Genomic DNA, 25,091 nt, shown 5'->3' with positions numbered 1-25,091 from the left:
GGCGATCACGAATCAGGCTTCTGCCTCTATGGTGGAGTAAAAATCGGCCAGCGTACGGGCCAGCGCCGATGGGTTTTCCCACGCCATTGAGTGCCCGGCCTGGGGTATCACCAGCAGCGGGATCCCGGCGGCTTCGCTATCCGTCGCTTCCCGGGCCGGTAGCGAATCTTCACCGTATATCAGAGCCTTAGGACAGGATAAGTGGATAAAGCGGCTAAACCAGGAGGGATTAACGCCCTTCACCAGGCTGGTCGCGCCGCGCCATACCGCCCAGGGGGCGCTGTTTTGCAGACAGCCGGCCCAGGGCGAAGCGTCGGCGGACAGCATGTCGGCGTAGCCGCGAGCAATAAAGCGTTCTTCAGTTTGTTCAGCGATACGTCTGCTGTACATGCCGCCCCCGGGATAGAGATTAGGCTCGGCCACCAGCAGCGCCCGCACCCGTCCGGCGAGCCGCTCGGCCGCTTCAATCGCGACGCTGCCCCCCATGCTGTGGCCATAAAGATAGCAGCGCTCAAGCCCTAAGCGGTCCAGCAGCTCAACCACCACCCCGGCCTGATCGCCAATACGGTAGCCGAAGGACTCGGGTTTATCGCTGTAGCCGAAACCGGGTAAATCGACAAGAATCATTCGCCGCCCGGCCAGCGCCGGGTCGGCGGCAACGCGCGGATAGTCATAGGTCGAGGCGCAGCCCAGGCCGTGGATAAAAACAACAGGGTCGCCGCGACCGGGCAGGTCGAGCCAGCGCACTATAGCGCCAGCCTGTGAAGAGTAAAAACTAAGCATCGAAAAGGCTCCGTGAGTGATGACTGTTTTTTTATACAGTCATAACCAAGAGTGAGCCATCGATTTTTCCTTCAAAACAGGGAGACCAGCAGCGCCATGGGAAAACTGAACGGCCATGTCGCACCAATCAACAGCGCCGCCAGCAGGCGGATCCAGCGGCTCTCTTTCGTTAAGAACCAGCTGATTACCGCGCAGATGAAGCCCATAACTCCGTAAAAAATCAGCATTTTCTGGTATAACGTCATTTTTCTTCTTCCTTCCCTGACTGGCATTTTCGCCGACCGCGATGCCTTTTCGCACCCCCAGAGTGCGTCAGAGATTATGGTATTTTAAAACAGGTAACAGGGTTAATTTCAGAAAAACGCCCGATTCGTCTTTGTCCGATAGCGCAAACTTTGAGCTCGTACTATAAATGTAGAGGCTTATTTATAAAGGTGGCGTTATGGATGTTTCCAGCAAAACCGTCCTTCTGATAAATGTCGGCGCGGCACTTGCGCTTATCGGCCTGTTATCCGTTCGTTTTGGTTGGTTTTAGCGATTTTACTCAGCAATGAAACCTAAAAAAGCAGCCCGTGAAGGCTGCTTTTTTACGATTTGAAAGACCCCGGTTCCGCAGCAGACAGGGTCTTTTGCGCGGTAATCAGCTTCTGGACGTCGGGATTCCAGGCCGGCAAAAGATCGACTTTTTCACTATCCCATGCGGCCGCCATGCAGACCGGTTCCGCGACGCCCTGCTCTTCACAGCCCATAATCTGTTTGGCCGGAAAATTCCCGTAAAGCATCGCCGTGGCGCAGGCCACAAAAAGGAAACACGCTATTTTTTTCAAAACAATATCAACTTCGAAGCAACAAATTGCGCCGAATGTTCGCATGAGCGGCTATAGAAAGTCAAACCTGCGTCCTTTCTCTTATCCACGTCCTGGATATGCGTAATATTTAACATAAATATTACAATTACGCAGAATCTAAAGATTATCGCGCGCGAATAAATTTCACCGGATTTATATTGCCGATCGCAGGCATAATAATTTCATCTGCCGATATCAATAACATTATTATTAATAGGGTTAATGCCGGGCCTTAATATCATCCCGGCACGACCACCTACGCTTAACGGTACAGTGAAAAACAAAGGCGCTTTTCATACCGGTGGGGAATTGTTTACTGTTCTTTATACTCGCCTGGACGCGATGCCGGTATGCGATCATCATTATTAGCAGGTTCCAGGGCAGCCATGATTGCAGTAGAATGAATCCATAATTAGAAATAATCTATATATCAGTAGATTACAACGAAAGCAAACAGCCAGACATCCCCGCCCGGTTTTAAATGATAAGAAATATCATTTGCGTTATTTAGCACAAAATCATACATTCATAATCACAAGTTATGCGAAGCTTGTTTTTTACTCATTTATTTTTGAGGTGGTACATGTCAGGAATCGCCCTTCTCATTGTGGCGCTTATTTTACTCATTGCTGCAATTTATAATCTTTTTTCCTATGTTCGCGAACGTCGCCAGGCGAGTTTACCGAGCAAAAAAACAAAACGTTAGTCTGATAATCATTTTCGAAAAACCAGATGACCAGATACGTAATAAATTGATGACGCTACGATATCAGGCGCACTCGCAGTAACAAACCCGCAGCGACCGTACAACAAAAAGCCCCTGCATATCATGCAGGGGCTTACGAATTATTATCAATCGTTGCAGTGTCCCGTTAAGGGTGCATCCTGCACCCTGGGGGGTACCAGCCCCATCCGGCGCTTATCTCCGGCACTCATCATGGCTTAGCTCTTGAAGGGGCATGAGAATATTCTCATAAACCAGCGCTTCCGTTTTAGCTTTTTTTGCTATGACTAACTATTAGCAGGGTAATCTGTCCGCTTCGCGATTATCACCAACGCGTCCTATCCGTGCTTAATCATGACGTGCCGGATCGTGGTGTAATCTTCCAGACCGTACATCGACATATCCTTGCCGTAGCCCGAAAGCTTCTGCCCGCCGTGCGGCATTTCGCTCACCAGCATGAAATGGGTGTTAACCCAGGTGCAGCCATACTGCAGACGCGCGCTCAGGCGATGCGCCCTGCCGACGTCCCTGGTCCAGACCGACGAAGCCAGACCATACTGCGAATCGTTGGCCCAGCTCAGCGCCTGCTCTTCGTCATGAAATGAGGTAATACTGATCACCGGGCCGAAGACCTCGCGCTGGACAATCGCATCTTCCTGCTTCGCTCCCGCCAGCAGCGTCGGCTGATAGTAGTAACCGTTGCCTGGCCCTTTGCTGCCGCCGGTGACCACCTGAATATGCGCTAGCACGCGGGCGGCATCGACGGCGGCGCAGACTCTGTCCAGATGCGCCTGCGAGCTCAGCGGCCCCAGCTCTGTCGTTTCGTCTTCCGGCGGGCCCATCTTCAGGCTGGCGACCGCGGCGCCGAGTTTTTCCACCAGCTGGTCATAAATTCCGGCCTGGGCGTAAATCCGGCAGGCGGCGGTACAGTCCTGGCCGGCGTTATAGAACCCAAAGGTCCGTACGCCCTCCACCACCGCGTCGATATCCGCGTCATCAAAGACGATAACCGGCGCTTTCCCGCCCAGTTCCATATGCGTACGTTTAATCGACGATGCGGTATGGCCGATGATATGCGCGCCGGTGGCGATCGAACCGGTCAACGACACCATGCGGACCTTCGCGTGAGCGGTCAGCGGATCGCCGACCGTGGCGCCGCGGCCAAACAGCACATTAAGCACCCCGGCGGGGAAAACGTCTTTTGCCAGCTCACCCAGCTTGAGTGCCGTTAAAGGGGTGATCTCCGAGGGTTTGATCACCACGCAGTTGCCTGCCGCCAGCGCCGGGGCCAGCTTCCATGCCGCCATCATCAGCGGGTAGTTCCAGGGCGCGATGGAGGCCACCACGCCAACCGGGTCGCGGCGAATCATGGAGGTGTGGCCTTCGAGATACTCACCCGCCGCCATGCCCGGCAGACAGCGGGCCGCGCCGGCAAAGAAGCGGAAGACATCGACGACCGCCGGTAGCTCATCGTTGACCACGCAGTGCAGCGGCTTACCGCAGTTGAGCGATTCAAGCTCAGCCAGCGCCTGCGCATGTTCAGTAATCACGTCCGCCAGCGACAACAGACATTCGGCGCGGAACTTCGGCGTGGTCTGACTCCAGCTAACAAAGGCCCGATCCGCAGCCTCAACCGCAGCGTCTACCTGCGCCGCCGTGGCCTCAGCAATCGACAGGATCTCATCACCGGTGGCGGGATTAAACACCGGCACGGTCTCGCCTTCTCCAGCCACTAACTTACCGTTAATTAAAAGGTTATTTTGCATAGCATTATCCTGTATCGATATTTTACTTTCCGTTTTCAGCGCTGACGTCGCCGTCACGGGTGAGCCACCAGGCCCCCAGAATCGGCATCATCGTCACCAGCATCACCAGCAGCGCAACCACGTTGGTCACCGGGACATCGCGCGGGCGTCCGAGCTGATTGAGCAGCCAGAGCGGCAGCGTGCGCTCGTGCCCGGCGGTGAACGTGGTGACGATAATTTCATCAAACGACAGGGCAAACGCCAGCATGCCTCCCGCCAGCAGCGCCGAGCCCAAATTGGGCAACACCACATAGCGAAAGGTTTGCCAGCCCGTGGCGCCTAAGTCCATCGACGCCTCCACCAGGCTCCAGGAGGTCCGGCGGAAGCGGGCAATAACGTTGTTAAACACCACAACGACGCAGAACGTCGCATGCCCCACGACGATCGTCAGCAATCCGGGTTCCAGATTGACGGCCTTGAAGGCAGTGAGCAGCGCCAGTCCGGTAATAATGCCGGGCAGTGCTATCGGCAACAGCAGCAGTAGCGAGACGGCGTTCTTGCCAAAAAACGTGCTGCGCCATAGCGCACCTGCAGCCAGCGTGCCAAGTAGCAGAGCGATAGCGGTGGAGAGCGCGGCAATTTTAAGTGACAACGTCACGGCATCGATAATATCCCCGCGCCCCGCCGCCTCGCTAAACCAGCGCAGCGTCAGGCCCTGTGGCGGAAAGCTGAAGGCGGCGTCTTCGGTATTAAACGCATAGAGCGCGATAATCAGCAGCGGGAAATGGAGAAAGATCACCCCGCCCCAGGTTGCCACTTTCAGGAGCAGCGGTGCGCGTTCAGAGTGCATCAAACGCTCCCAGACGTTTCACAAACGCCAGATAAAGGGCAATCAGCACGATAGGCACCAGGGTAAACGCCGCCGCCATGGGCATATTGCCAATCGCCCCCTGCTGGGAATAGACCATATTGCCGATAAAGAACCCCGGCGGCCCCACCAGCTGCGGCACGATAAAATCGCCGAGCGTCAGGGAGAAGGTAAAAATCGAGCCTGCGGCAATGCCGGGAATCGCCAGCGGCAGCACCACGTAGCGGAAGGTCTGGCGCGGACGAGCGCCCAGATCGGCGGAGGCCTGAAGCAATGATGGCGGCAGGCGTTCCAGCGCGGCCTGCACCGGCAGGATCATAAACGGCAGCCAGATATAGACGAACACCAGGAAGCGCCCCAGTCCGGACGTCGATAGCGTATTGCCGCCGACCGCCGGGATCGTCAGCACCATGCTCAGTACGCTTTCCAGGCCAAGATGGCGCAGGAACCACTGCGCAACGCCATCTTTCGCCAACAGCAGCGTCCATGCATAGGCTTTGACGATATAGCTTGCCCACATCGGCAGCATCACGGCGATGTAGAAAAACGCCTTCATCTTGCCCCGGGTATAGCGGGCCATGTACCAGGCCATAGGCAAGGCCAGAATCGCGCTGGCGACGGTCACCGACAGCGCCATCGTCAGGGTACGGATAATGATGTCGTAGTTCGCCGGGTTAAACAGCGCCTGCAGATTGGCCAGCGTCAGGTCGTGAGTGACCGACATGGTGAAATCGTCGAAGGTGTAGAAGCTTTGCCATAGCAGGGTCAACAACGATCCCAGATAGACAATGCCAAACCACATGAGCGGGCCAAGCAGAAGCAAAAACAGGGCCAGCGAGGGTTTACGCCAGAACAGCGCGGATACGCGCCCGGTGGTGGCGGACGGAATCGCCATCGTCATATCAGCCTCCGCTCTCCAGCGGCACCATCGCCGCTCGCGACCACGAAGCCAGCACCGTTTGCCCTACCGGCGGCGCGTTTAGCGCGGCATGACCATCACTATTCGCCTGGCTCACCAACAGCTTCTCGCCGTTCGCCAGCTTGAGTTCGACGCGGGTCGCGGCCCCCTGATACTGCACCGCCTGCACAACGCCCTCCGTCTGGATCTCCCCGGCAACGTTCAGCCGGATATGTTCCGGGCGCAGCGACCACGTTCCCGCCATCGCGCACAGCTTGTGCGCCTGCTCGCTGCTGAATACGTTGGCGGTCCCGACAAAGCCGGCCACAAACGCCGTTTTAGGCCGCAAATAGAGGTCCTGGGGCGCATCAACCTGTTCGATTCGCCCATTATTAAACACCGCCACGCGTTCGGACATCGACAGGGCTTCGCCCTGATCGTGGGTCACAAAAATAAAGGTAATGCCCAGCGCCTGCTGCAGTTTCTTCAGCTCCAGCTGCATCTGTTCACGCAGTTTTAAATCCAGCGCCCCGAGCGGCTCATCCAGCAGCAGGACGCGCGGCTGATTCACCAGCGCGCGGGCGATCGCCACCCGCTGGCGCTGGCCGCCGGAAAGCTGCGATGGCCTGCGCGCGTGGACAAACGCGAGCGCGACCTTCTCCAGCGCCTCCAGCGCGCGGGCATGCCGCGCTTTCTTACCGACGCCTTTGACCATCAGCCCGTAGGCGACGTTATCGAGGACCGACATATGAGGAAACAGCGCGTAATCCTGGAACACCGTATTCACGTCGCGCTGCCACGGCGGCAGTTCGCTGGCCGCTTTACCAAAAATGCGAATGGCGCCGCCCGAAAGCTGTTCAAACCCGGCAATCAGGCGCAGGCAGGTGGTTTTGCCGGAGCCGGAGGGCCCCAGCATGGAGAAAAATTCGCCATCGCGAATGGCGATGCTGACGCCGTCCACCGCCCGCACGTCGCCGTACAGCCGCGAAACATTATCGAACTCTACCGCGTGCATGTTCTTCGCCTCCGGCGACTTAACGACCGCCCATAATCGCAATGTAATCCTGGGTCCAGCGGCTATAGGGAACAAATTTCCCGCCTTCCGCTACCGGCGTTTTCCAGAACGCGATTTTGGCAAATTCGTTGTAACCATTGGTCTCGCAGCCTTTGCCCCCCAGCAGCGCGCTGGCTTTGCACCCCTCGGGTACCACCGGTAGCGAACCAAACCAGGCCGCGACATCCCCCTGCACTTTCGGCGTCAGCGACCAGTTCATCCATTTATAGGCGCAGACCGGGTGTTTCGCGTCGCTATGCAGCATGGTGGTATCCGCCCAGCCGGTGACGCCCTCTTTCGGGAAAACGGTCGCAATCGGCTGACCTTCCGCCTTCAGACCGTTGGCCTGATAGGGCCAGGCGCTGGAGGCCACGACGCCTTCGTTTTTAAAATCGCTCATCTGTACGGTGGTATCGTGCCAGTAGCGATGAATCAGGGCGTGCTGATCGCGCAGCACCTTGAGTACCGCCTGATATTGCGCTTCGGTAAGCTGATAGGGATCACTGATGCCCAGCTGCGGCTGGGTGGCTTTGACGAACAGCGCGGCATCGGCAATATAAATCGGCCCGTCATAGGCCTGCACGCGGCCCAGGTTGGTTTTACCATCCGGCAGGTTTTGTTTGACGAACACCACGCTCCAGCTGTCCGGCGGCGTCGGGAAGGTTTTCGTGTTGTACATTAGCAGGTTCGGCCCCCACTGGTAGGGAGTGCCGTAAACCTTACCGTTGACGTTGAACCACGCGCCTTTTTCCACGCGCGGGTCGAGGGACTTCCAGTTAGCGATCAGCGCGGTGTCAATCGGCTGCACGCGCTTGCCCATAATCAGGCGCAGCGAGGCGTCGCCGGACGCGGTGACCAGGTCATAACCGCCTTTCGCCATCAGGCTGACCATCTCGTCGGACGTGGCGGCGGTTTTGACGTTGACCTGACAGCCGGATTCTTTTTCAAACTGGGTTACCCAGTCGTAGCTTTTATCGGTCTGTCCCCGTTCGATATATCCCGGCCAGGCGATAATATCGAGACGGCCTTCGCCTTTATCGAGAGATGTCGGCGGCTCGGCGGCCTGCGCCGTCAGGCAAACCATACCCAGCACGCAAAGGCTGCCACGGGCAATTTTTTTGCTCATCGGGTCTTACTCCTGTCACAAGAAAATGAGCGGCAGCCATGCCGTAAAAATATCTCCCTTAATAACAGTAGACGGCGCGCTATGGCCTCCCGGGGAAATTTATTCAGGTTGTGACAAGGGGCGCATTACGCACAAAACGTGCGACACGGGCTGACTTTGCGGATTATAGACAAGCGGTTAGCGAGTTAATATGACTATGCAAATTTCATATGGTTTACCGCGAAACAATAATAACGGGCATGATATTCAGCCTGCGTCAGCGGCATATTTTTAAGGAAAGTGATAACCGCTGGATATAAACAAAACCCCGGATAAATGAAAAAACCGTTTTCTCTGCCGCCGCGGTTTTTTGCCGGGTGGCGGCCGGACCGGTCAGGGATATTCTGCGCTTGCCCGGGCGCCAATAAACTTCCCCTGCCCGGGCAAGCGGACCGCCATCCCAGCTACGCCAGCATCTCGCGAATCAGTTCGCCCAGCCGCTTAACCCCCTGTTCCTCTCTTTCGCCCCAGCCCCACGCGGTATTAAAGCGAAAAAATGCGGTCCAGCTGGCGGAGGTGGAAAACATTTTCCCCGGCGCAATGCTGATATTATACGCCAGCGCGCGGGCGCTCAGCTCCCCCGCGTCGCTCCCGGCGGGGAGCTCAAGCCAGAGAAAATAGCCGCTGTCGCTATGATGGATTTTCACCTCAGCGGGCAGATGGCGCAGCAGCGCCTGCCAGGCCAGCTGCTTGCGCTCGGCAAGCTGGCGGCGCAAACGCCGCAAATGGGCGTCATAGCGCTTGGTCGAGAGGTAATCCACCAGCGCCAGCTGCATGGGTGAACTGGTTGAGAGCGTGCTCATCAGCTGTAGCTGCTGAATGCGTCGGGCGTGTCTGCCCGCCGCCACCCAACCAATGCGGAACCCGGGCACCAGGCACTTGGAAAAAGAGCTGCAGTGCAGCGTCATGTCGTCGCGATCCCAGTACTTTGCCGGCAGCGGTTTCTCGCGGCCGAAATAGAGCTCGCTGTAGACATCATCTTCAATCAGCATCACCTTGTAGCGCGCCAGCAGCGCGACCAGCTGCGTTTTTTTCTCCGCGCTGAGGGTAAAGCCGAGCGGGTTTTGCCCGTTGGTCATCAGCCAGCAGGCTTTAACCGGGTAATTCTGCAACGCCTGCTCCAGCGCGTCGAGGTCAATGCCCTCTTTGACATCGGTCGCCACCGACAGCGCCTTCAGGCGCAGCCTCTCCAGCGCCTGCAGCGCCCCGTAGAAGCAGGGGTTTTCCACAACGACCCAATCGCCCGGTTCAGTAACGGCCTGCAGGCTAAGGTTCAACGCCTCCAGCGCTCCGGCGGTGATGACGATTTCATCCGGCGAGATATTCATTCCCTGCAGCGCGTAGCGGCGGGCAATGGCATGGCGGAGTTCATCATTCCCCGGCGGCAGGTTTTCAATCACGCTCATGGCGGTGGCGGTTTTGCTGACCTGCGCCAGAGAGCGGTTAAGCTGCGGCAGCGGAAACAGGCGCGGATCGGGAAAAGCGGAGGCAAAGGGCAGCATGGACGCCTGACGGCTGGCCTGCAGCACCTCGAAGATGTAGGTATTGATATCAACGGACTCATCGCGCGTCACCTGGGCGGGCGGCTCAGGCTGACGCTGTTTGATCGGCTGCGGCGCGACATAATAGCCGGACTGCGGGCGGGCAATGATCCGGCCCTGGCTTTCCAGCAGCTGGTAGGCGTGGCTGACGGTCATGAAACTCATCCCGCTGCTGACCACCTGTTCCCGCAGTGAGGGCAGCCGGTCGCCGGGTAACCACACCCCAAGGCCAATCTGTTCGGTAATCTGCTGCGCCAGCTGCTGGTACTTTTTCATATAACAATCCGCAAGAAAATGTCAGCACAATTGTATATCAGTTTATAAAATAGGCCAGTATTTATATACTGACCTATTTACAAAGATTGGCATTGGCGATAGCACGAATTACTTACAGCTAAGCCATTCGTTTATTGCTCATATATCCACCTGATGCAGAATAAACTCAGGTGATTAAACGATAAGCTATTATTTAAAATAGCATAACCATCCCACTAACAACCAGTATCCAGAAAAAAGTCATAATTAACAAAACAGTACATAAGCTACGAAGTCCATTAGTCGACACAATCACATCCTCTGTAAAATATAATCAATAAATACACTATCCAATAACAACCCATAAAATTACGGGTATGTATTAAACATATCCTTAACTCAGCGCTCAAATCAGGCTGAGTTAAAATCCCAGATTAAAACCCACAGCATACGAAACCAGCGTTAATGAAGGCATACGTGCGTGCAGTAAAAACAATCAATTATTTTATTGTAGGATTGATACACAATTTATGAATTATTCAGCACATCTATATTTATAATAGATATATAAATATTGCTTACCCAAAGGAACGTTTAAATGCTGACTTGCAGCGCTAACGTCTAATTAAAATAACATACTATCCGCGGGTGTGAAATAGCTTGATTTTAGAAAAAAGGATTTATCACAAGATAACCGAAACTCAAATCCATAACTGTTATAGATAAAAACAGGGTTTCTGTTCCTGCTATCCGCCATAGCGGAGGCCTAGAATTGCGCTGAATCAATTTTATTGCGGAGTTCTGCATGTTCGGTCTTGATGCATTCCACCTGGCGCGGATCCAGTTCGCCTTCACCGTGTCATTTCATATCATCTTCCCCGCCATCACCATCGGGTTAGCCAGCTACCTGGCGGTTCTCGAAGGCTTATGGTTAAAAACGAAAAACCCGACCTGGCGCTCGCTCTACCACTTCTGGTCGAAAATCTTCGCCGTCAACTTCGGCATGGGAGTGGTCTCAGGTCTGGTCATGGCCTACCAGTTTGGTACCAACTGGAGCGGATTCTCCGAGTTTGCCGGGAGCATAACCGGCCCGCTGCTGACCTACGAAGTTCTGACCGCCTTCTTCCTTGAAGCCGGATTCCTCGGCGTCATGCTGTTCGGCTGGAACCGCGTCGGGCCGGGCCTGCACTTCTTCGCCACCTGCATGGTGGCGCTGGGGACGATAATCTCCACCTTCTGGATCCTCGCGTCCAATAGCTGGATGCAAACGCCGCAGGGGTTTGAGATCGTCAATGGCCAGGTGGTGCCGGTGGACTGGTTCGCGGTTATCTTTAACCCGTCGTTTCCCTACCGTCTGCTGCATATGTCGGTGGCGGCCTTTCTCAGCAGCGCGCTGTTCGTCGGTGCATCGGCCGCCTGGCACCTGCTGCGCGGCAACAACACGCCCGCCGTTCGCGCGATGTTCTCCATGGCGCTGTGGATGACGCTGATTGTCGCCCCGGTTCAGGCCATGATTGGCGATATGCACGGGCTGAATACGCTCAAGCACCAACCGGCGAAAATCGCCGCTATCGAGGGTCACTGGGAGAATATCCCCGGAGAACCCACCCCGCTGCTGCTGTTCGGCTGGCCGGATATGCAGCAGGAACGGACGCGCTATGGTCTGGAAATCCCGGCCCTCGGCAGCCTGATCCTCACCCACAGCCTGGATAAACAGGTTCCCGCGCTGAAAGAGTTCGCGGCGGAAGATCGCCCTAACGCCACCATCGTGTTCTGGTCCTTCCGTCTGATGGCCGGCCTCGGCATGCTGATGATCCTGCTCGGCGCGCTGGCCCTGTGGCTGCGCTATCGCGGTCGCCTCTATCACTCCCGACCCTTTTTACGCTTTGCGCTATGGATGGGGCCATCGGGGCTTATCGCTATCCTCGCGGGCTGGGTGACCACCGAGGTGGGCCGCCAGCCGTGGGTCGTCTACGGCGTACAGCGTACCGCAGATGCCGTCTCCGCTCACGGCGACCTGCATATGTCCATCAGTCTGCTGACGTTTATCGTCGTCTACGCTTCGGTATTCGGCGTCGGTTATAGCTATATGCTGCGTCTGATTCGCAAAGGGCCGCAGGACGCTCAGCCGCCTGGCGCCGGTACGCCTGCCCGCCCGCTTTCCGCCGCAACGGACCATGTACAGCAGAAGGAGTCCTGGTAATGGGTATCGATTTATCGGTTATTTGGTTTGTCATCATCGTCTTCGCCACCCTGATGTATATCGTGATGGACGGCTTCGACCTGGGCATTGGCATTTTATTCAGTACCACGCGGGACGCGGCGGATCGCGACGTCATGGTGAACAGCGTCGCGCCGGTCTGGGATGGCAACGAGACCTGGCTGGTGCTCGGCGGCGCGGGCCTGTTTGGCGCTTTTCCGCTGGCCTATGCGGTAATTATCGACGCGCTGGCGATCCCCCTTACCCTGATGCTGATCGGGCTTATTTTCCGCGGCGTCGCTTTTGAATTCCGCTTTAACGCGACGCCATCGCACCGCCCGTTCTGGGATCGCGCCTTTATGGGCGGTTCGATTCTGGCCACCTTCACCCAGGGGATGGTCGTCGGCGCGGTGATCAACGGCTTCGCGGTCAGCGGCCGCAGCTTCAGCGGCGGGATGTTTGACTGGTTTACGCCGTTTACCCTGTTCTGCGGCCTGGGACTGTGCATTGCGTATGCGCTGCTGGGCGCCAGCTGGCTGGTGATGAAGAGCGAGAATGCGCTCCACCGCAATATGCGCGTGACCGCGCGCGGTTTGCTGCTGGCGCTGCTGGCGGTAATTGTCGCCATCAGCATCTGGACCCCGCTGGCGCAGACGGCCATCGCCGAGCGCTGGTTTAGCTTGCCAAATCTCTTCTTCCTGCTGCCGGTACCGCTGCTGGTCGCGGCGATAAGCGCCTGGCTGTGGCGAGCGCTGCGCAACAGCGCCAGCCACCTGCTGCCGTTTGTCCTCACGCTGGGGCTGATCTTTCTCGGCTTTAGCGGGCTGGGAATCAGTATCTGGCCGTATATTATTCCACCGGGCATCACCCTCTGGCAGGCCGCCGCGCCGCCGCAAAGCCAGGGCTTTATGCTGGTTGGCGCGCTGCTTATTCTGCCGGTGATCCTCGGCTACACCTTCTGGAGCTACTACGTTTTTCGCGGCAAAGTTCAACACGGCGAGGGGTATCACTGATGCAACGAGTATGGCTTAAGCGCACATTATGGATGGTGGTCCTGTGGGGAGGCAGCGTGCTGGCGCTGGCGGCGGTAAGCATGGGATTTCGGCTGCTGATGACGGCCGCCGGGCTGAAGGCCTGATCCGCCCGTCACGTTATGTTATTCGGCCCGATGGCGACACCATCGGGCTTTTTTTCGCCATCCGTCAGGCGATGCTGACAAAGCCTTTTCTCTTCTTTGACAACCGACGTAATAAGCTCACCCAGCCCCTGGCATAGTAGCCTCATTCGCCGATAGCATGGAAAAAGAGATGTTCAGAAGAAGCGTTTCAACATTACTGCTGGCGTGCGCCCTGTTTTCCGGGCACGTGCTGGCCCGCCAGCACGGACACGATTTCTTCCCGGTACAGAGTCTCGAACAGCAGTTACAGCACGAAGCCGATAGCGACGAGCTGCGCAGCCAGGCGGAAGACGCCGCCTCCGACCTGCGCGAGCAGCACCACTGGCAGAATGCGCGGAAACCAAAAATGCATCACTACCAGTAGCGATTTCGTTATCAGGCGCCCTTGCGTTTCGGCAGGGTTTTCATCAGCTCATCGGGACTCACTGACGCCACGATGCTGCCCGGCAGCGGCATTTTCAGGATATGGTTTTTTATCTTACCGACCACGTGCATTTCGCATGGGCGGCAGTCAAACTTCAGCGTCAGCACTTCATCGCCGTGGATCAGCTGCATTGGCGTCGCTTTCCAGCTTTTAATCGAACCTTTGGCCTGTTTCGGACACAGGTTGAAGGCAAAGCGCAGGCAGTGCTTGGTAATCATAACCGGCACGTCGCCCTTCTCTTCATGAGCTTCATAGGCGGCGTCGATCAGCTGAACGCCGTAACGTTGATAAAACTCGCGCGCTTTGTGGTTGTAGACGTTAGCCAGAAACGACAGATGCGTTTCCGGATAGACCGGCGGCGGCACCGAAACCGGCTTGCGGCTGCCGCGCACCACGGCCTTCAGACGCGCATCATCAAGCATTTCCGCCGTTTCACGGCGCAGCTGGTTCAGCAGACTGTTTGGCACGAACAGCGCGCCGGGCAGGTTAATCTCAACATTGCGCGAATAGTAAAGAGTCTGGCCGAGCTTCGCCACGCCATCGCGCAGGTTCGCCAGCGCTTTCTCCGCCTGGGTCGCCTCGGCAAACTCGCCGTCCAGCGTGTGGGTGACGCTCACGCCCTCTTCGCTGGTCATCGTCAGGACCAGCTGCTCCTGCCAGCCGCTCAGTTCGATATCGACGGCGATGCGGCGCTCGCTGGAGGTTTTCAGCAGCGCCTGCTGCCAGTTATGATCGAGGTTGCGGTTTAACGGCTGATGCGGACGCACTTTGTGTAAATCCGCGGGCATCTCGTTCGGCCATACGCGATAGCGGTTTTCGCCGGTTTTCTCCACCGTGTTGGCGCGAAAGCCGACGATTTCACGTTTGATCATCACGTTCAGGCCGTCGCCGTTGGTCAGCGTTTCGCTCACCTCAACGTCGAGAAAATCTTTACCGACTTTCAGGACTTCCCCCACCGGCAGACCAATAAACTTTGGCGAGTCAAACGCGCCAATATCGCCTTTGCGCGCGTTGACAAAATAGTCGGTGCTGCCGCGATGGAAGGTCTTATCCGTTGACGGAACAAAGAAGTGTTCGGTACGCCCCGCCGAGGCGCGGGCCAGGTCGCCGCGATCGTCAATAATGGCGTCGAGCATCTGGCGATAGTGCGCGGTGATGTTCTTCACATAGCTCATATCTTTGTAGCGGCCTTCAATTTTGAAGGAACGTACCCCGGCATCGATCAGCGCGGCCAGGTTGGCGGTCTGATCGTTGTCTTTCATCGACAGCAGGTGCTTTTCATACGCCACCACGCGGCCCTGGTCATCTTTCAGGGTATAGGGCAGACGGCAGGCCTGCGAGCAGTCGCCGCGGTTGGCGCTCCGCCCGGTCTGAGCATGGGAAATATTGCACTGGCCGGAATAGGCCACGCACAGCGCGCCGTGGATGAAGAACTCAATGGTCGCGTCGGTGTTATCGTAAATCGCTTTGATCTGCTGAAGATTCAGCTCGCGGGCGAGCACGATTTGGCTGAAGCCGACGTCGGAGAGAAATTTCGCTTTCTCAACGCTGCGGATATCGCACTGGGTGCTGGCGTGCAGCTCAATCGGCGGAATATCCAGCTCCATGACCCCCATATCCTGGACAATCAGCGCGTCGACGCCGGTTTCATACAGGTCGGTTATCAGGCGCTGCGCCGGCTCCAGCTCATCATCATGAAGAATGGTGTTCAGGGTCACGAACACTTTCGCGCCGTAGCGATGGGCAAACGGTACCAGACCGGCGATATCGCTCAGGCTGTTGCTGGCGTTGTGGCGCGCGCCAAAGCCCGGCCCGCCGATGTAGACCGCATCCGCGCCGTGTAAAATCGCTTCACGGGCGATCCCGGCATCGCGGGCAGGACTCAGTAGTTCAAGATGATGGTTTTGCAGGCGCATACGCTCGTCGTTATCCATTATAGGGGGTCGAAATGGCGGCTATTGTAGTCAGAACCTGGCGCAGACCAAAACATTTTCCATCGCCGCCGCGGAAGGAATTTTCAGTTTTTAGCAAAGCATTGAAGGAAAAGATATTTCCCAGAAAAAGTGCCTAAGGATAGAGTCATCACGTATTCCGGATTTTCCTCGTCACGTTGTGATTTGTTGTCTCAGTCATTTGCCTGGCCGCGAGTTTACTCGCGGCTTTTTTATTTCGGGTAATGGATCAGCGAATGAAAATGGGCAGTCTGCCCACCGCTATTGCGATAGGCGTGCGCTAAATCGCCGGCGAAACGCCGCCCTTCCCCTGGCTGCAGCGATTGCCAGCTGTCCTGCAGGCAAAGATCCAGCACACCGCTAATCACCACCACATGTTCGATAACCCCTTGCTCATGCGGCGTTGACTCACTCAGCGCGCCCGGGGCCAGGGTGATGGAGAAGTGATCGAAGCGCAGCACCGGGTCCCAAGGGAATAGCGGCGTGACCACCATGGCCTGCTGCTGGGGATCAAATGCCGTCGGTTCACCGGCCTCATCGGCAACGATAAAGGCGGAAAACGGCACGTTAAGCCCGGTGGCGATTTTCCATAACGTCGCTACCGTCGGGCTGGATTCGTTGCGTTCAATCTGGCCCAGCATGGCCTTCGACACGCCGGTCTCTTCCGCCAGGCGCGACAGGCTCCAGCCGCGCTGCTGGCGCAGCGTTTTTAACGTTGCCGACAGGTGTTGCGCAATATCCATTCAACCTCCCAATAATATCTGAAGGAATTATACGCACATTCACCTGATTCTACAGGGAATTGACGTATAGCGCTCACCCGGGCTCCGCTATCCAGGTCTGGCGTTGCCGAAAAGCCAGTTGTGCGTTATAACGCACAATGCTACATTATACCGACCGTTATAACGCACAAGGCACCCCCATGCGCTCTTTCACTCTCCCTTTTCCGAGTCTGCTCGCCGGCTTCGTCGCCGTGCTGGTCGGCTATGCCAGCTCTGCCGCCATTATCTGGCAGGCAGCGGCGGCGGCAGGCGCCGATGCTGCGCAAATCGCTGGCTGGATGACCGCCTTAGGTCTGGGAATGGGCATCAGCACCCTGGCCCTCACCGTCTGGCGAAAGGTGCCCATCCTGACGGCCTGGTCAACCCCCGGCTCGGCGCTGCTGGTCAGCGGTCTGCAGGGGGTCACGCTCTCCCAGGCGGTTGGCGTCTTTATTTTTGCCAACGCCTTAATCGTGCTTTGCGGCATCACCGGCATATTTGCCCGGCTCATGAAGATTATTCCCCATTCGCTGGCGGCGGCGATGCTGGCCGGCATATTGCTGCGCTTTGGCATGCAGGCTTTCGCCAGCCTGCAGGCTAATCTGCTGTTATGCGGCAGTATGTTAGCCGTATGGTTACTGTGCAAAGCCTGGCTTCCCCGCTTCGCGGTTGTCGCCGCCCTGCTGACAGGAAGCGCGGTGGCCGGATTGAGCGGAGAAGTGACAACGTCACAAATAAACTTCAGCATTGTCGCCCCTTCCTGGATCGCCCCTGAATTCACGCCGGCGCTGTTGATCAGCGTCGGTATACCGTTTTTCCTCGTCACCATGGCGTCGCAAAACGCCCCCGGCTTCGCCACCCTCCAGGCCTCAGGCTATCGGGTCCCCGCTTCAACGCTTATTGTCGTCACCGGCGGCCTGGCGCTGCTGCTGTCGCCTTTCGGGGTCTACTCGATCTGCATCGCCGCCATTACGGCCGCGATTTGCCAGAGCCCGGAAGCCCATCCGGACCCGCAAAAACGCTGGCTCGCGGCGGCGGCGGCGGGCGTGTTTTATCTGCTGGCGGGGATATTTGGCGGCTCAATCACCTCGTTGATGTCGGCGCTGCCGATAGCGTGGGTCCAGATGCTTGCCGGGCTGGCGCTGCTCGGTACCATCGGCGGCAGCCTGTTTCAGGCATTGAATCATGAGAGTGAGCGCGATGCGGCGGTAGTAACGTTTCTGGTCACCGCCAGCGGCGTGACGCTGGCCGGTATCGGCTCAGCGTTTTGGGGGCTGGTTCTCGGCGGCGTCAGCTACGTTTTGCTGTCAACGCTGCGCCGCGCGTAGCTGCGAGGGCGTCAGGCCAGTGGCGCTTTTCACCCGGTTGCTGAAGTGGCTGGCGCTGCTAAAACCGCAGGCCATGGCGATATCGGTTAACGGCAGCCGACTCTGGCTAATCAGCGCCTGCGCTTTAACCATCCGGCGCTGCATAACGTACTGGTGCGGCGCCATCTTCATCGACTGGCGAAACATCCGCGCAAAATGGTATTCGCTTAACGCCGCTTCCTGCGCCAGTTCGGCAAGAGTGAGCGGCTGGTCGAGGTTCTCCTCAATCCATGCCAGCAGATTGCGCAAGACGTGCGGCGCCAGCCCGCCGGTCACGGTCGGTAAACGCCACTGAACGTTCGAATAGTGCTGAATCAGGTGAGTGAGCAGCAGCGTGCTGGCCGAACTCAACGTCAGCTGATTCGCCTGCTGCTGCCAGTCGTTGTCGAGGAGAAACTGGCGGTAGACGGCGGTGATTTTGTCATCGCTGGAAAACGTTTTCTCCTGCAGCGTGAACGAGGCCGGGCTGCGGTCCCAAATCTGCTCGCCTACCCGGCGCAGGTGCTCATCGGTGCAGTAAAGATGCACAAAAGAGAGATCGCCGCGGATATCCCAGGTGCTCTCATCGCCTTTCGGCATCAGGCAAAAACGATCCGGCCCGCCGCCGTTTTTCCAGCCGTGGGGCGTTTTTTGGTAGCTTTCGTAGCCATCGGCAATATAGAGGCTCAGGGTATGGTGGTCACTTTGTACCGTGATGGTATCAAGATTGTTATACCACGCCGCCAGCTGAATACCGGAGTTGAGGTTCACCGTCCCCCGCAGCACGGCATTTTTTTGACGCAATGTTTCGAAAGTCCCGTAAGCCATAGCCTTCACAGTTCAGATTCCGCAGATCGCTAGTCTAAGAAGAGTCGCCGGCAGATACCAGCATTCCCCCGCCGCTAATGAAAAATAAGCGCAAGAATTTGCAAGTCGGCGACAAGCTGATGACAGCGCCGAATTCGCCCGGGCCGCAGAATGACCGGTACAACACTCACAGGAGAGACATTTTGAACGCATTACTCTACGGTTTGGTCGTGGTTATCTGGGGCACCACCTGGATTGCTATCTTTTTGCAGCAGGGGCCGGTTGCCGCGCCGGTGTCTATTTTCTGGCGCTTCGCCGTCGCCAGCGTCGCGATGTTGACCATTCTGCTGGTTACCCGCCGCCTGCGGCCGCTGGCCGCGCGCGACCATCTCTTTTGCCTGCTACAGGGCTGCTGCGTTTTCTGCTTTAATTTCTGGTGTTTCTATACCGCCGCCGCGTATATCAATACCGGGCTGGAGTCGGTGATCTTCTCCATGGCGGTGTTGTTTAACGCGATCAATAGCTTTCTCTTCTATCGCCAGCAGCCTCCGGGCCGATTCTGGCTGGCCGCCGCGCTGGGGCTGGCGGGGATCGTGACGCTATTCTGGGATGATTTATGGGCCAGCGGCCTGAACGCCTCGCTCCTGCTGGGTATTGCCCTCAGCGCATTGGGCACCTATGGGTTTTCGCTCGGCAATATGCTCAGCATCCGCCACCAGCGCCGCGGTCTGGAGACGTTGACCACCAACAGCTGGGCCATGCTTTACGGCACTCTGGTAATGGGCGCGATCGCGCTGGTTCGCGGTGATAATTTCGCGCCGCAGTGGACCCTCAGCTATATGGGCGCGCTACTGTATCTCGCCGTGTTTGGCTCGGTGATTGCCTTTGGCGCCTATTTTACGCTGGTGGGGCGAATCGGCGCGGGTAAAGCGGCATACAGCACCCTGCTGTTTCCACTCGTCGCGCTGACCATTTCGACTTTTTATGAAGGTTACGTCTGGCACAGTAGCGCCGTGGCCGGACTGGCGCTGATCCTGGTCGGAAATCTGGTGATGTTCGCTCGCCCGGAGCAGTGGCTGCTGCGGCGCAGGCTGGCCTGGGTTCGCTCGGATCGCTGCTGACGCTCGCGCTGCCGTCGAGGAGAAATGAAAAAGGCGCTATCAACCACTAGCGCCTTTATTCACGGCTACGCCTGATTAACGGTTATTGGGGTCGAATTTCACCGCGTCAATCGCCATATCATCAATGACCTGCTTCAGGGTCTCGACGGTGAGCGGCGTATTTTCGTTGGACAGGTTTTTACCTTCGCCCTTACGGACCACTTTGATAACCGGCTTTTTGGTCGCCGCATCAATCAGCTCCCCTTCAAAAAACAGGTTGGTGTCCATGGTACGGTGGCCCGTTGCCGCCTGCGTACCGGCGATAATCATCGCCACCGGAATCACTTCGTAGAACTGCAGCCCTTCTTTGCTGGAATCCACGCCGGTGATGGCGCCGCGGAAGATCAGGCTGCGCTTGCCCGGGGTGGTTGCCAGCGGTTTACGCTCGGAAATAGCCTGTTTCATCTCTTTATTGGTGTAATTCAGGATATCCCTGAGCGCCTTCTCGCCCACCTGGGTGGTGGGTTTTGGTACCGGGTAATAGGTGATCGGGTTATAGACGATATTGTCATAGTTGCTCGGATTGTAATCCGGCGAAATCCAGCGCAGTTCCGGTTTGCCGGACGCCGAGGTGGTTTCTTTTAAGTTAGAGTAATCTTTTAAAAATCCCGAATATTGTTCCGGCTGAGCGATTTTGGATGAGCAGCCGGCCAATGCTAACAGGCCAGCAAGCGCGGCGACTTTAAAAAATAACGGAGTACGCATATAGGTTAATCCCTGTGAATACCATTTATCGGCAAGAGTTATAGCAAATAACAGGGGTAAGTTTTGTGGCAAAAGCGGTGCTACGTCAAGTAGCTGGAAAAAATAAAGCCGCCGTTACCGGCGGGCCGTGATTGGCTGTTTATCTGATATCAACCTGATAAAAAATATGCTTGCCAAAGGGGTCTATTTCGTAGCCTGACACGTTTTTACGCACCGGTTCAAATATTGTCGAGTGGGCAATCATGACTGCCGGCATCTGGTCATGCATCATCTGCTGCGCCTGGCGATAGAGCGCTTCGCGTTTTTGGCGATCGGTTATCGATTTTGCCTCGGCGATAATTTTATCAAACGGCTGATAGCACCATTTTGCCGAGTTTGACCCGCCGTTCGCCGACTGGCAGGTAAAGAGTGGGCCGAAGAAGTTATCCGGATCGCCGGTCGCGGTCGTCCAGCCCATCAGCGCCGCCTGATGTTCGCCATCCTTCACCCGCTTTAAGTATTCACCCCACTCATAGGTTGTGATTTTCGTTTGCACGCCAATTTTCGCCCAGTCGGCCTGGATCATTTCGGCCATGCGTTTGGCATTCGGGTTATAGGGTCGCTGCACCGGCATCGCCCACAGATCGATGGTAATTGGCCCCGCAACGCCCGATTCCGCCAGCAGCGCTTTGGCTTTCTGCGGGTCGTAGTCATAATCCTTCAGCTGGCTATCCGCGCTCCATACGCCCGGCGGCAGCAGGTTTTTCGCCGCCGTACCGGTACCGTGGAACACCGCTTCAATGATCGCCGGTTTATTGATCGCCATCGCCAGGGCCTGACGCACCTTAACGTTGTCCAGCGGCGCTTTTTGGGTGTTAAACGCCAGGAAACCGGTGTTAAGGCCCGCTTTGCTCATCAGGTTGATCGCGTTGTTCTCTTTCATTCGCGGCAGGTCGGCCGGATTGGGGAACGGCATCACCTGACACTCGTTTTTCTCCAGCTTGGCGTAGCGCACCGAGGCGTCCGGCGTGATACTAAAAATGAGACGATCGATATGCGCCTTCCCCTGCCAGTATTCCGGGAACGCGGTGAAAAGAATTCGGGAATCTTTTTGATATTGCGCGAGTTTGAAAGGTCCGGTACCAATCGGGTCCATATCCACGCGCTCTGGCGTGCCGGCTTTTAGCATCGTATCGGCATATTCCGCCGATAAAATAGAAGCGAAATACCAGGCAAGATCGGCCACAAAGGGCGCTTCGGGATGGGCCAGCGTGAAACGCACCGTATATTCATCAGGCTTATCAATCGCGGTAATTAACTGGCCAAATTCCAGGCTTTCAAAATTGGAGTAATTGCCGCTGGAGATATTATGATAAGGATGGTGAGGATCTTTTTGCCGCATAAACGAAAAAATAACGTCGTCGGCATTAAAATCGCGGCTGGGTTTAAAATATTTATTACTCTGGAATTTAACGCCTTTGCGTAAATGAAAAGTATAAACTTTCCCATCTTCGCTGACTTCCCAGCTTTCGGCGAGGCTCGGCACCAGTTCTGTGGTGCCGGCTTTGAAATCGACCAGTCGGTTATAGACCGGCACCGCGCTGGCGTCCACGCTGGTCCCGGAGGTGTAGAGTTGCGGGTTAAAGTTTTCCGGCGATCCTTCTGAGCAGTAGACCAGCGTTTTTGCGCTAATGGCCGAGCTGGCCGTCAGGGCCGCTAACGCCAGAGCAAGCGTCGTGAATCTGCGTTGCATAGGTTTTCCTTTTTAATTTGTCAGCTAATGAATAGCTTGTTGTTTTCCCTTCCATACATAACACTAAAGCCTGATTGCAAACACCTGAAAACTCGAATAAAGAAGGAATCACTATGTCATCAGCCCTGGCCAGTCAATTAACCCAACGCTTCTTTCGCTACCTGGCGATAACCAGCCAAAGCGACCCGCGAGCCACGACGCTGCCTACCACCGCCGGGCAACACGCGATGGCGCAGGCCCTTGCGGATGAGCTACGCCTGCTGGGGCTGGATGAGATTGTGATTGACGAGCGCGCCACCGTCACGGCGGTGAAAAAGGGCAACGTCGCAGGCGCGCCGCGGATTGGCTTTATTACCCACATCGATACCGTTGACGTCGGTTTGTCGCCGGATATTCATCCACAAATTCTGCGTTTTACTGGTGAAGATCTCTGTTTGAACAGGGATAAAGATATCTGGCTGCGCGTTGCGGAACATCCGGAAATCCTCGCTTATCCCAATGAAGAGATTATTTTCAGCGACGGCACCAGCGTGCTCGGGGCGGATAACAAGTCCGCCGTTACGGTGGTGATGACGGTGCTGGAAAACCTGACGGCGGAACACCGCCACGGCGACATCGTGGTCGCGTTTGTGCCGGATGAAGAAGTGGGCCTGCGCGGCGCGAAGGCGCTGGATCTCGCGCGCTTTGCCGTCGATTTTGCCTGGACCATCGACTGCTGCGAGCTCGGCGAAATCGTCTATGAGAACTTTAACGCCGCCGCGGCGGAGATTCGCTTTACCGGCGTGACCGCTCACCCTATGTCGTCAAAGGGGGTGCTGGTGAACCCGCTGCTGATGGCCACGGATTACATGAGCCATTTCGATCGCCAGCAAACGCCGGAGCATACCGCCGGACGCGAGGGCTACGTTTGGTTCAACGGTATCCAGGGCGATCAGAACAGCACCCTGCTGCAGGCCAGCATTCGCGATTTCGACCTCGAAAGTTTTCATCGCCGTAAGCAGCAAATTAGCGAGGTGGCGCAGAAAATCGCCGCGCAGTATCCGACCGGAAAGGTGGAATTTCACATCAGCGATACCTATAGCAACATCAGCAATGCCATCGGCGAAGACCGCCGCGCCGTTGATCTGATGTTCGAAGCGATGGAAAGCTTAGGCATTACGCCGAAACCGACGCCGATGCGCGGCGGCACCGACGGCGCGGCCCTGTCGGCAAAAGGCGTATTAACGCCCAACTTCTTTACCGGCGCGCACAACTTCCACTCGAAATTTGAGTTTCTGCCGCTGCGCGCCTTTGAGGCCTCTTATCAGACCGCGTTACAGCTCTGCCTGTTAGCGGCGCGTTAAGCCGGTTTGCGCGCCAGCATCGTGGCGAAACGCAGCTTAATCCGGTTCCCGCTGGCGTCGGTGCGGTGGAGTTCACCGACGTCTTCGTTATATTTGAGCAACGTCCAGCCTTCATAATTATTGCGCAGCTCTCCCGGTTTAAACGCGAACGGGAAGCCGACGCTGCACGGATAATCGTCGGTATCCATAGCCGCAACAATCAGATTGTAGCCGCCGGGTCTGGTGCAGCGCTGCATGTTAGCAATCAGACCCGGGATGGTCTTCGCGTCGAGGAACATCATCACCACGGTCGAAAGAATAAAGTCATACTCGCCGTCAAAGCTGAGGGCGTTAAGGTCCTTAATCGCCGTCCGCAGATTCTCCAGCCCTTCCGCCTGACGAATGCGCTCAAGATTTCCGATGCTGGCCGGATTTTTATCCCACGCGGTGACATCAAACCCGTTGGCCGCGAGGTAGAGGCTATTGCGCCCGTTGCCGCAGCCCAGATCCAGCGCCTTGCCCGGCGCGATCAGGGTGGCGGCGTGCAGCACCTCAGAGTGGGTGCGGGTCATCCCGTATTTATCGGTGAAGTAATTTTCGTCACGAAGCGTCATGGTTAATCCTTATTTTTTAATAATGTGTCGCGCTCAACGCGAATCAGCAGTTTACCGCGCATCAGCAGCAGGAAGGTACGAATCAGCAGCAGCCCGACGATCAGATTGGTGAAGAGAAACAGCGGGAGCGCGAGAGTATGGAAAAAGCCGTCCGGATGCTGATGACCGAGATGCAGGCCGGTGGTCGCCAGCGCGGAGATGCCGAACGAGAAGCTCCAGAACGAGGCGTTAAACGGCTGGCGCAGGTACCACGGCATCAGGCGCAGCATAAACAGCAGCTGCAGCAGACCATAGCCGAACAGCAGCTTAGCGAAGGTATCCGCCTCGCCGCCGTTCACGCTCAGCCAGGCGCTGCACGCCACCAGCGCCGGCGCCAGCTGAATGCCGAGGGCGGTGCGCATGGCCATCGGCAGTTCGCCGTCGCTGCGCAGGCGCTGCAGAATCACCGGTTCAAGGCTAAGCCAGGAGAATAAGCCGGCGCCAAGAAACACCAGACCGGCGTCGGTAAAGCCCAGCGCGCCGCAGGCCATGGCGCTGATAAAGTTATTCGCCACCGTCGGCAGATAGAGACCCGGGGTGGTCGCCTCATTGGGATGCTTCCCCCGCCATAGCCCGGCGCTCTGCCAGGCCGCATAGCTTAGCTGCAGCACTACGCCAATCGCGAATAACACCAGCGAGAGCGGCCGCAGCCAGGGAACAAAGCCGATGGCCACCAGCATGGTCGTCGCCGGAAACAGGCTGACAAAACTGCTGGCCACCGGATGGCGCATCTCCTGCAGTACGCTGTGCGGGAAACGGACCGCCCGGCTGATAAACGCCAGCGCCAGCAGCGCCCAGATGACCGTCGCCGTGACCACCAGACCGTCGCCGACGATCCGGCTCACCGGCCAGATCGTGCTGGCGTAGCGCCAGGCGAAGCCCATGCCGATAATGCCCAGAACCATACCAAAATAGCCCGCCGGGAGATTCAGCACCCGGCTTGTGCCCAGCTTTTTATTCATTTTGTTTAA

Annotated in this window: 25 protein-coding genes; 9 read left to right on the top strand and 16 right to left on the bottom strand. The window is 56.8% G+C overall.

Features of this window, described 5'->3' with window-relative positions; translation table 11 throughout:
• Positions 1-12: 12 nt before the first annotated feature.
• Entirely contained in the window at positions 13-783 is a 771-nt protein-coding gene (locus ABLU88_RS22525; RefSeq protein WP_025107890.1) for an alpha/beta hydrolase, read from the bottom strand.
• 71 nt (positions 784-854) lie between these two features.
• A complete protein-coding gene (locus tag ABLU88_RS22520; protein ID WP_004850604.1) occupies positions 855-1,028 on the bottom strand; it encodes a GhoT/OrtT family toxin in 174 nt (57 codons plus the stop codon).
• 197 nt (positions 1,029-1,225) lie between these two features.
• Between ABLU88_RS22520 and yncL the strand changes: the two genes are divergently transcribed.
• Positions 1,226-1,318, top strand: coding sequence for a stress response membrane protein YncL (gene yncL / locus ABLU88_RS22515; protein ID WP_004101822.1), 93 nt, complete (start codon positions 1,226-1,228; stop codon positions 1,316-1,318).
• Positions 1,319-1,370: 52 nt separating this feature from the next.
• Here the strand turns inward: yncL and ABLU88_RS22510 are convergent, their stop codons facing one another.
• Entirely contained in the window at positions 1,371-1,655 is a 285-nt protein-coding gene (locus tag ABLU88_RS22510; RefSeq protein ID WP_014229236.1) for a hypothetical protein, read from the bottom strand.
• Between the two features lie 559 nt (positions 1,656-2,214).
• Between ABLU88_RS22510 and ABLU88_RS22505 the strand changes: the two genes are divergently transcribed.
• The gene (locus ABLU88_RS22505; RefSeq protein WP_139153617.1) at positions 2,215-2,337 is read left to right on the top strand and encodes a small membrane protein; all 123 of its coding nucleotides are present in this window, start codon (positions 2,215-2,217) and stop codon (positions 2,335-2,337) included.
• A gap of 356 nt (positions 2,338-2,693) precedes the next feature.
• Here the strand turns inward: ABLU88_RS22505 and patD are convergent, their stop codons facing one another.
• The 6 genes from patD to ABLU88_RS22475 all read right to left on the bottom strand — a co-directional run bounded on the left by patD (position 2,694) and on the right by ABLU88_RS22475 (position 9,902).
• Entirely contained in the window at positions 2,694-4,121 is a 1,428-nt protein-coding gene (patD, locus tag ABLU88_RS22500; RefSeq protein WP_348838014.1) for an aminobutyraldehyde dehydrogenase, read from the bottom strand.
• Positions 4,122-4,143: 22 nt separating this feature from the next.
• Positions 4,144-4,950 (bottom strand): ABC transporter permease, encoded by an 807-nt coding sequence (locus ABLU88_RS22495; RefSeq protein ID WP_004850598.1) that lies wholly within the window; start codon positions 4,948-4,950, stop codon positions 4,144-4,146.
• Positions 4,940-5,869, bottom strand: a complete 930-nt coding sequence (locus ABLU88_RS22490) for an ABC transporter permease (RefSeq protein ID WP_042945096.1) — start codon at positions 5,867-5,869, stop codon at positions 4,940-4,942. Before ABLU88_RS22490 ends, ABLU88_RS22495 begins: the two co-directional genes overlap by 11 nt.
• A gap of 1 nt (position 5,870) precedes the next feature.
• Complete coding sequence (locus tag ABLU88_RS22485) at positions 5,871-6,881, bottom strand: ABC transporter ATP-binding protein (protein WP_348838029.1); 1,011 nt, start codon at positions 6,879-6,881, stop codon at positions 5,871-5,873.
• A gap of 19 nt (positions 6,882-6,900) precedes the next feature.
• Positions 6,901-8,046 carry a putative ABC transporter substrate-binding protein YdcS gene (gene ydcS, locus ABLU88_RS22480; protein ID WP_201994061.1) on the bottom strand — a complete coding sequence of 382 codons (1,146 nt, stop codon included), beginning with the start codon at positions 8,044-8,046 and terminating at the stop codon, positions 6,901-6,903.
• A 443-nt stretch (positions 8,047-8,489) separates the two neighbouring features.
• Positions 8,490-9,902 carry a PLP-dependent aminotransferase family protein gene (locus tag ABLU88_RS22475; protein ID WP_004850592.1) on the bottom strand — a complete coding sequence of 471 codons (1,413 nt, stop codon included), beginning with the start codon at positions 9,900-9,902 and terminating at the stop codon, positions 8,490-8,492.
• 784 nt (positions 9,903-10,686) lie between these two features.
• On the opposite strand from ABLU88_RS22475, the gene ABLU88_RS22470 reads away from it, so the two are divergent.
• From ABLU88_RS22470 to ABLU88_RS22455, 4 genes are all read left to right on the top strand, one after another.
• Complete coding sequence (locus ABLU88_RS22470; RefSeq protein ID WP_014229228.1) at positions 10,687-12,084, top strand: cytochrome ubiquinol oxidase subunit I; 1,398 nt, start codon at positions 10,687-10,689, stop codon at positions 12,082-12,084.
• On the top strand, positions 12,084-13,094 hold the full coding sequence (gene cydB, locus ABLU88_RS22465) for a cytochrome d ubiquinol oxidase subunit II (protein ID WP_004850589.1): 1,011 nt from the start codon (positions 12,084-12,086) through the stop codon (positions 13,092-13,094). Before ABLU88_RS22470 ends, cydB begins: the two co-directional genes overlap by 1 nt.
• Positions 13,094-13,219 (top strand): DUF2474 domain-containing protein, encoded by a 126-nt coding sequence (locus ABLU88_RS22460; protein ID WP_004850587.1) that lies wholly within the window; start codon positions 13,094-13,096, stop codon positions 13,217-13,219. Before cydB ends, ABLU88_RS22460 begins: the two co-directional genes overlap by 1 nt.
• 169 nt (positions 13,220-13,388) lie before the next feature.
• Positions 13,389-13,622, top strand: coding sequence for a DUF2554 family protein (locus ABLU88_RS22455; RefSeq protein WP_004850586.1), 234 nt, complete (start codon positions 13,389-13,391; stop codon positions 13,620-13,622).
• Between the two features lie 11 nt (positions 13,623-13,633).
• On the opposite strand, the gene ABLU88_RS22450 is transcribed toward ABLU88_RS22455, so the two are convergent.
• Positions 13,634-15,598 carry a U32 family peptidase gene (locus tag ABLU88_RS22450; protein ID WP_032693487.1) on the bottom strand — a complete coding sequence of 655 codons (1,965 nt, stop codon included), beginning with the start codon at positions 15,596-15,598 and terminating at the stop codon, positions 13,634-13,636.
• A 248-nt stretch (positions 15,599-15,846) separates the two neighbouring features.
• Positions 15,847-16,377, bottom strand: a complete 531-nt coding sequence (locus ABLU88_RS22445) for an XRE family transcriptional regulator (protein ID WP_014229223.1) — start codon at positions 16,375-16,377, stop codon at positions 15,847-15,849.
• Between the two features lie 179 nt (positions 16,378-16,556).
• On the opposite strand from ABLU88_RS22445, the gene ABLU88_RS22440 reads away from it, so the two are divergent.
• Positions 16,557-17,723, top strand: a complete 1,167-nt coding sequence (locus ABLU88_RS22440; RefSeq protein ID WP_348838008.1) for a benzoate/H(+) symporter BenE family transporter — start codon at positions 16,557-16,559, stop codon at positions 17,721-17,723.
• Here the strand turns inward: ABLU88_RS22440 and ABLU88_RS22435 are convergent.
• A complete protein-coding gene (locus ABLU88_RS22435; protein WP_025107898.1) occupies positions 17,703-18,569 on the bottom strand; it encodes an AraC family transcriptional regulator in 867 nt (288 codons plus the stop codon). The two genes, ABLU88_RS22440 and ABLU88_RS22435, sit on opposite strands and share 21 nt — an antisense overlap.
• A 182-nt stretch (positions 18,570-18,751) precedes the next feature.
• Here ABLU88_RS22435 and ABLU88_RS22430 point away from each other — a divergent pair, with 182 nt between their 5' ends.
• Entirely contained in the window at positions 18,752-19,669 is a 918-nt protein-coding gene (locus ABLU88_RS22430) for an EamA family transporter (RefSeq protein WP_014838374.1), read from the top strand.
• Positions 19,670-19,744: 75 nt separating this feature from the next.
• Here ABLU88_RS22430 and ABLU88_RS22425 read toward each other — a convergent pair whose 3' ends face one another.
• Entirely contained in the window at positions 19,745-20,413 is a 669-nt protein-coding gene (locus ABLU88_RS22425; protein WP_025107899.1) for a DUF3313 domain-containing protein, read from the bottom strand.
• 139 nt (positions 20,414-20,552) lie between these two features.
• Positions 20,553-22,145, bottom strand: a complete 1,593-nt coding sequence (locus tag ABLU88_RS22420) for an ABC transporter substrate-binding protein (protein ID WP_064375244.1) — start codon at positions 22,143-22,145, stop codon at positions 20,553-20,555.
• Between the two features lie 113 nt (positions 22,146-22,258).
• Between ABLU88_RS22420 and pepT the strand changes: the two genes are divergently transcribed.
• Positions 22,259-23,488 (top strand): peptidase T, encoded by a 1,230-nt coding sequence (pepT, locus tag ABLU88_RS22415; RefSeq protein WP_025107901.1) that lies wholly within the window; start codon positions 22,259-22,261, stop codon positions 23,486-23,488.
• On the opposite strand, the gene tehB is transcribed toward pepT, so the two are convergent.
• Complete coding sequence (gene tehB / locus ABLU88_RS22410) at positions 23,485-24,081, bottom strand: tellurite resistance methyltransferase TehB (protein ID WP_014229216.1); 597 nt, start codon at positions 24,079-24,081, stop codon at positions 23,485-23,487. The two genes, pepT and tehB, sit on opposite strands and share 4 nt — an antisense overlap.
• Before the next feature lie 2 nt (positions 24,082-24,083).
• Positions 24,084-25,082: a dicarboxylate transporter/tellurite-resistance protein TehA gene (gene tehA, locus ABLU88_RS22405; protein WP_046877284.1), complete on the bottom strand. Its 999-nt coding sequence runs from the start codon at positions 25,080-25,082 to the stop codon at positions 24,084-24,086.
• Between the last annotated feature and the right edge of the window lie 9 nt (positions 25,083-25,091).

The organism is Klebsiella sp. GW_Kp182, assembly GCF_040062275.1.
GTDB classification, from domain to species: domain Bacteria; phylum Pseudomonadota; class Gammaproteobacteria; order Enterobacterales; family Enterobacteriaceae; genus Klebsiella; species Klebsiella michiganensis.
Note: the sequence above shows the minus strand (reverse complement) of the source record. Positions and strands in the feature narration are given on the sequence as shown.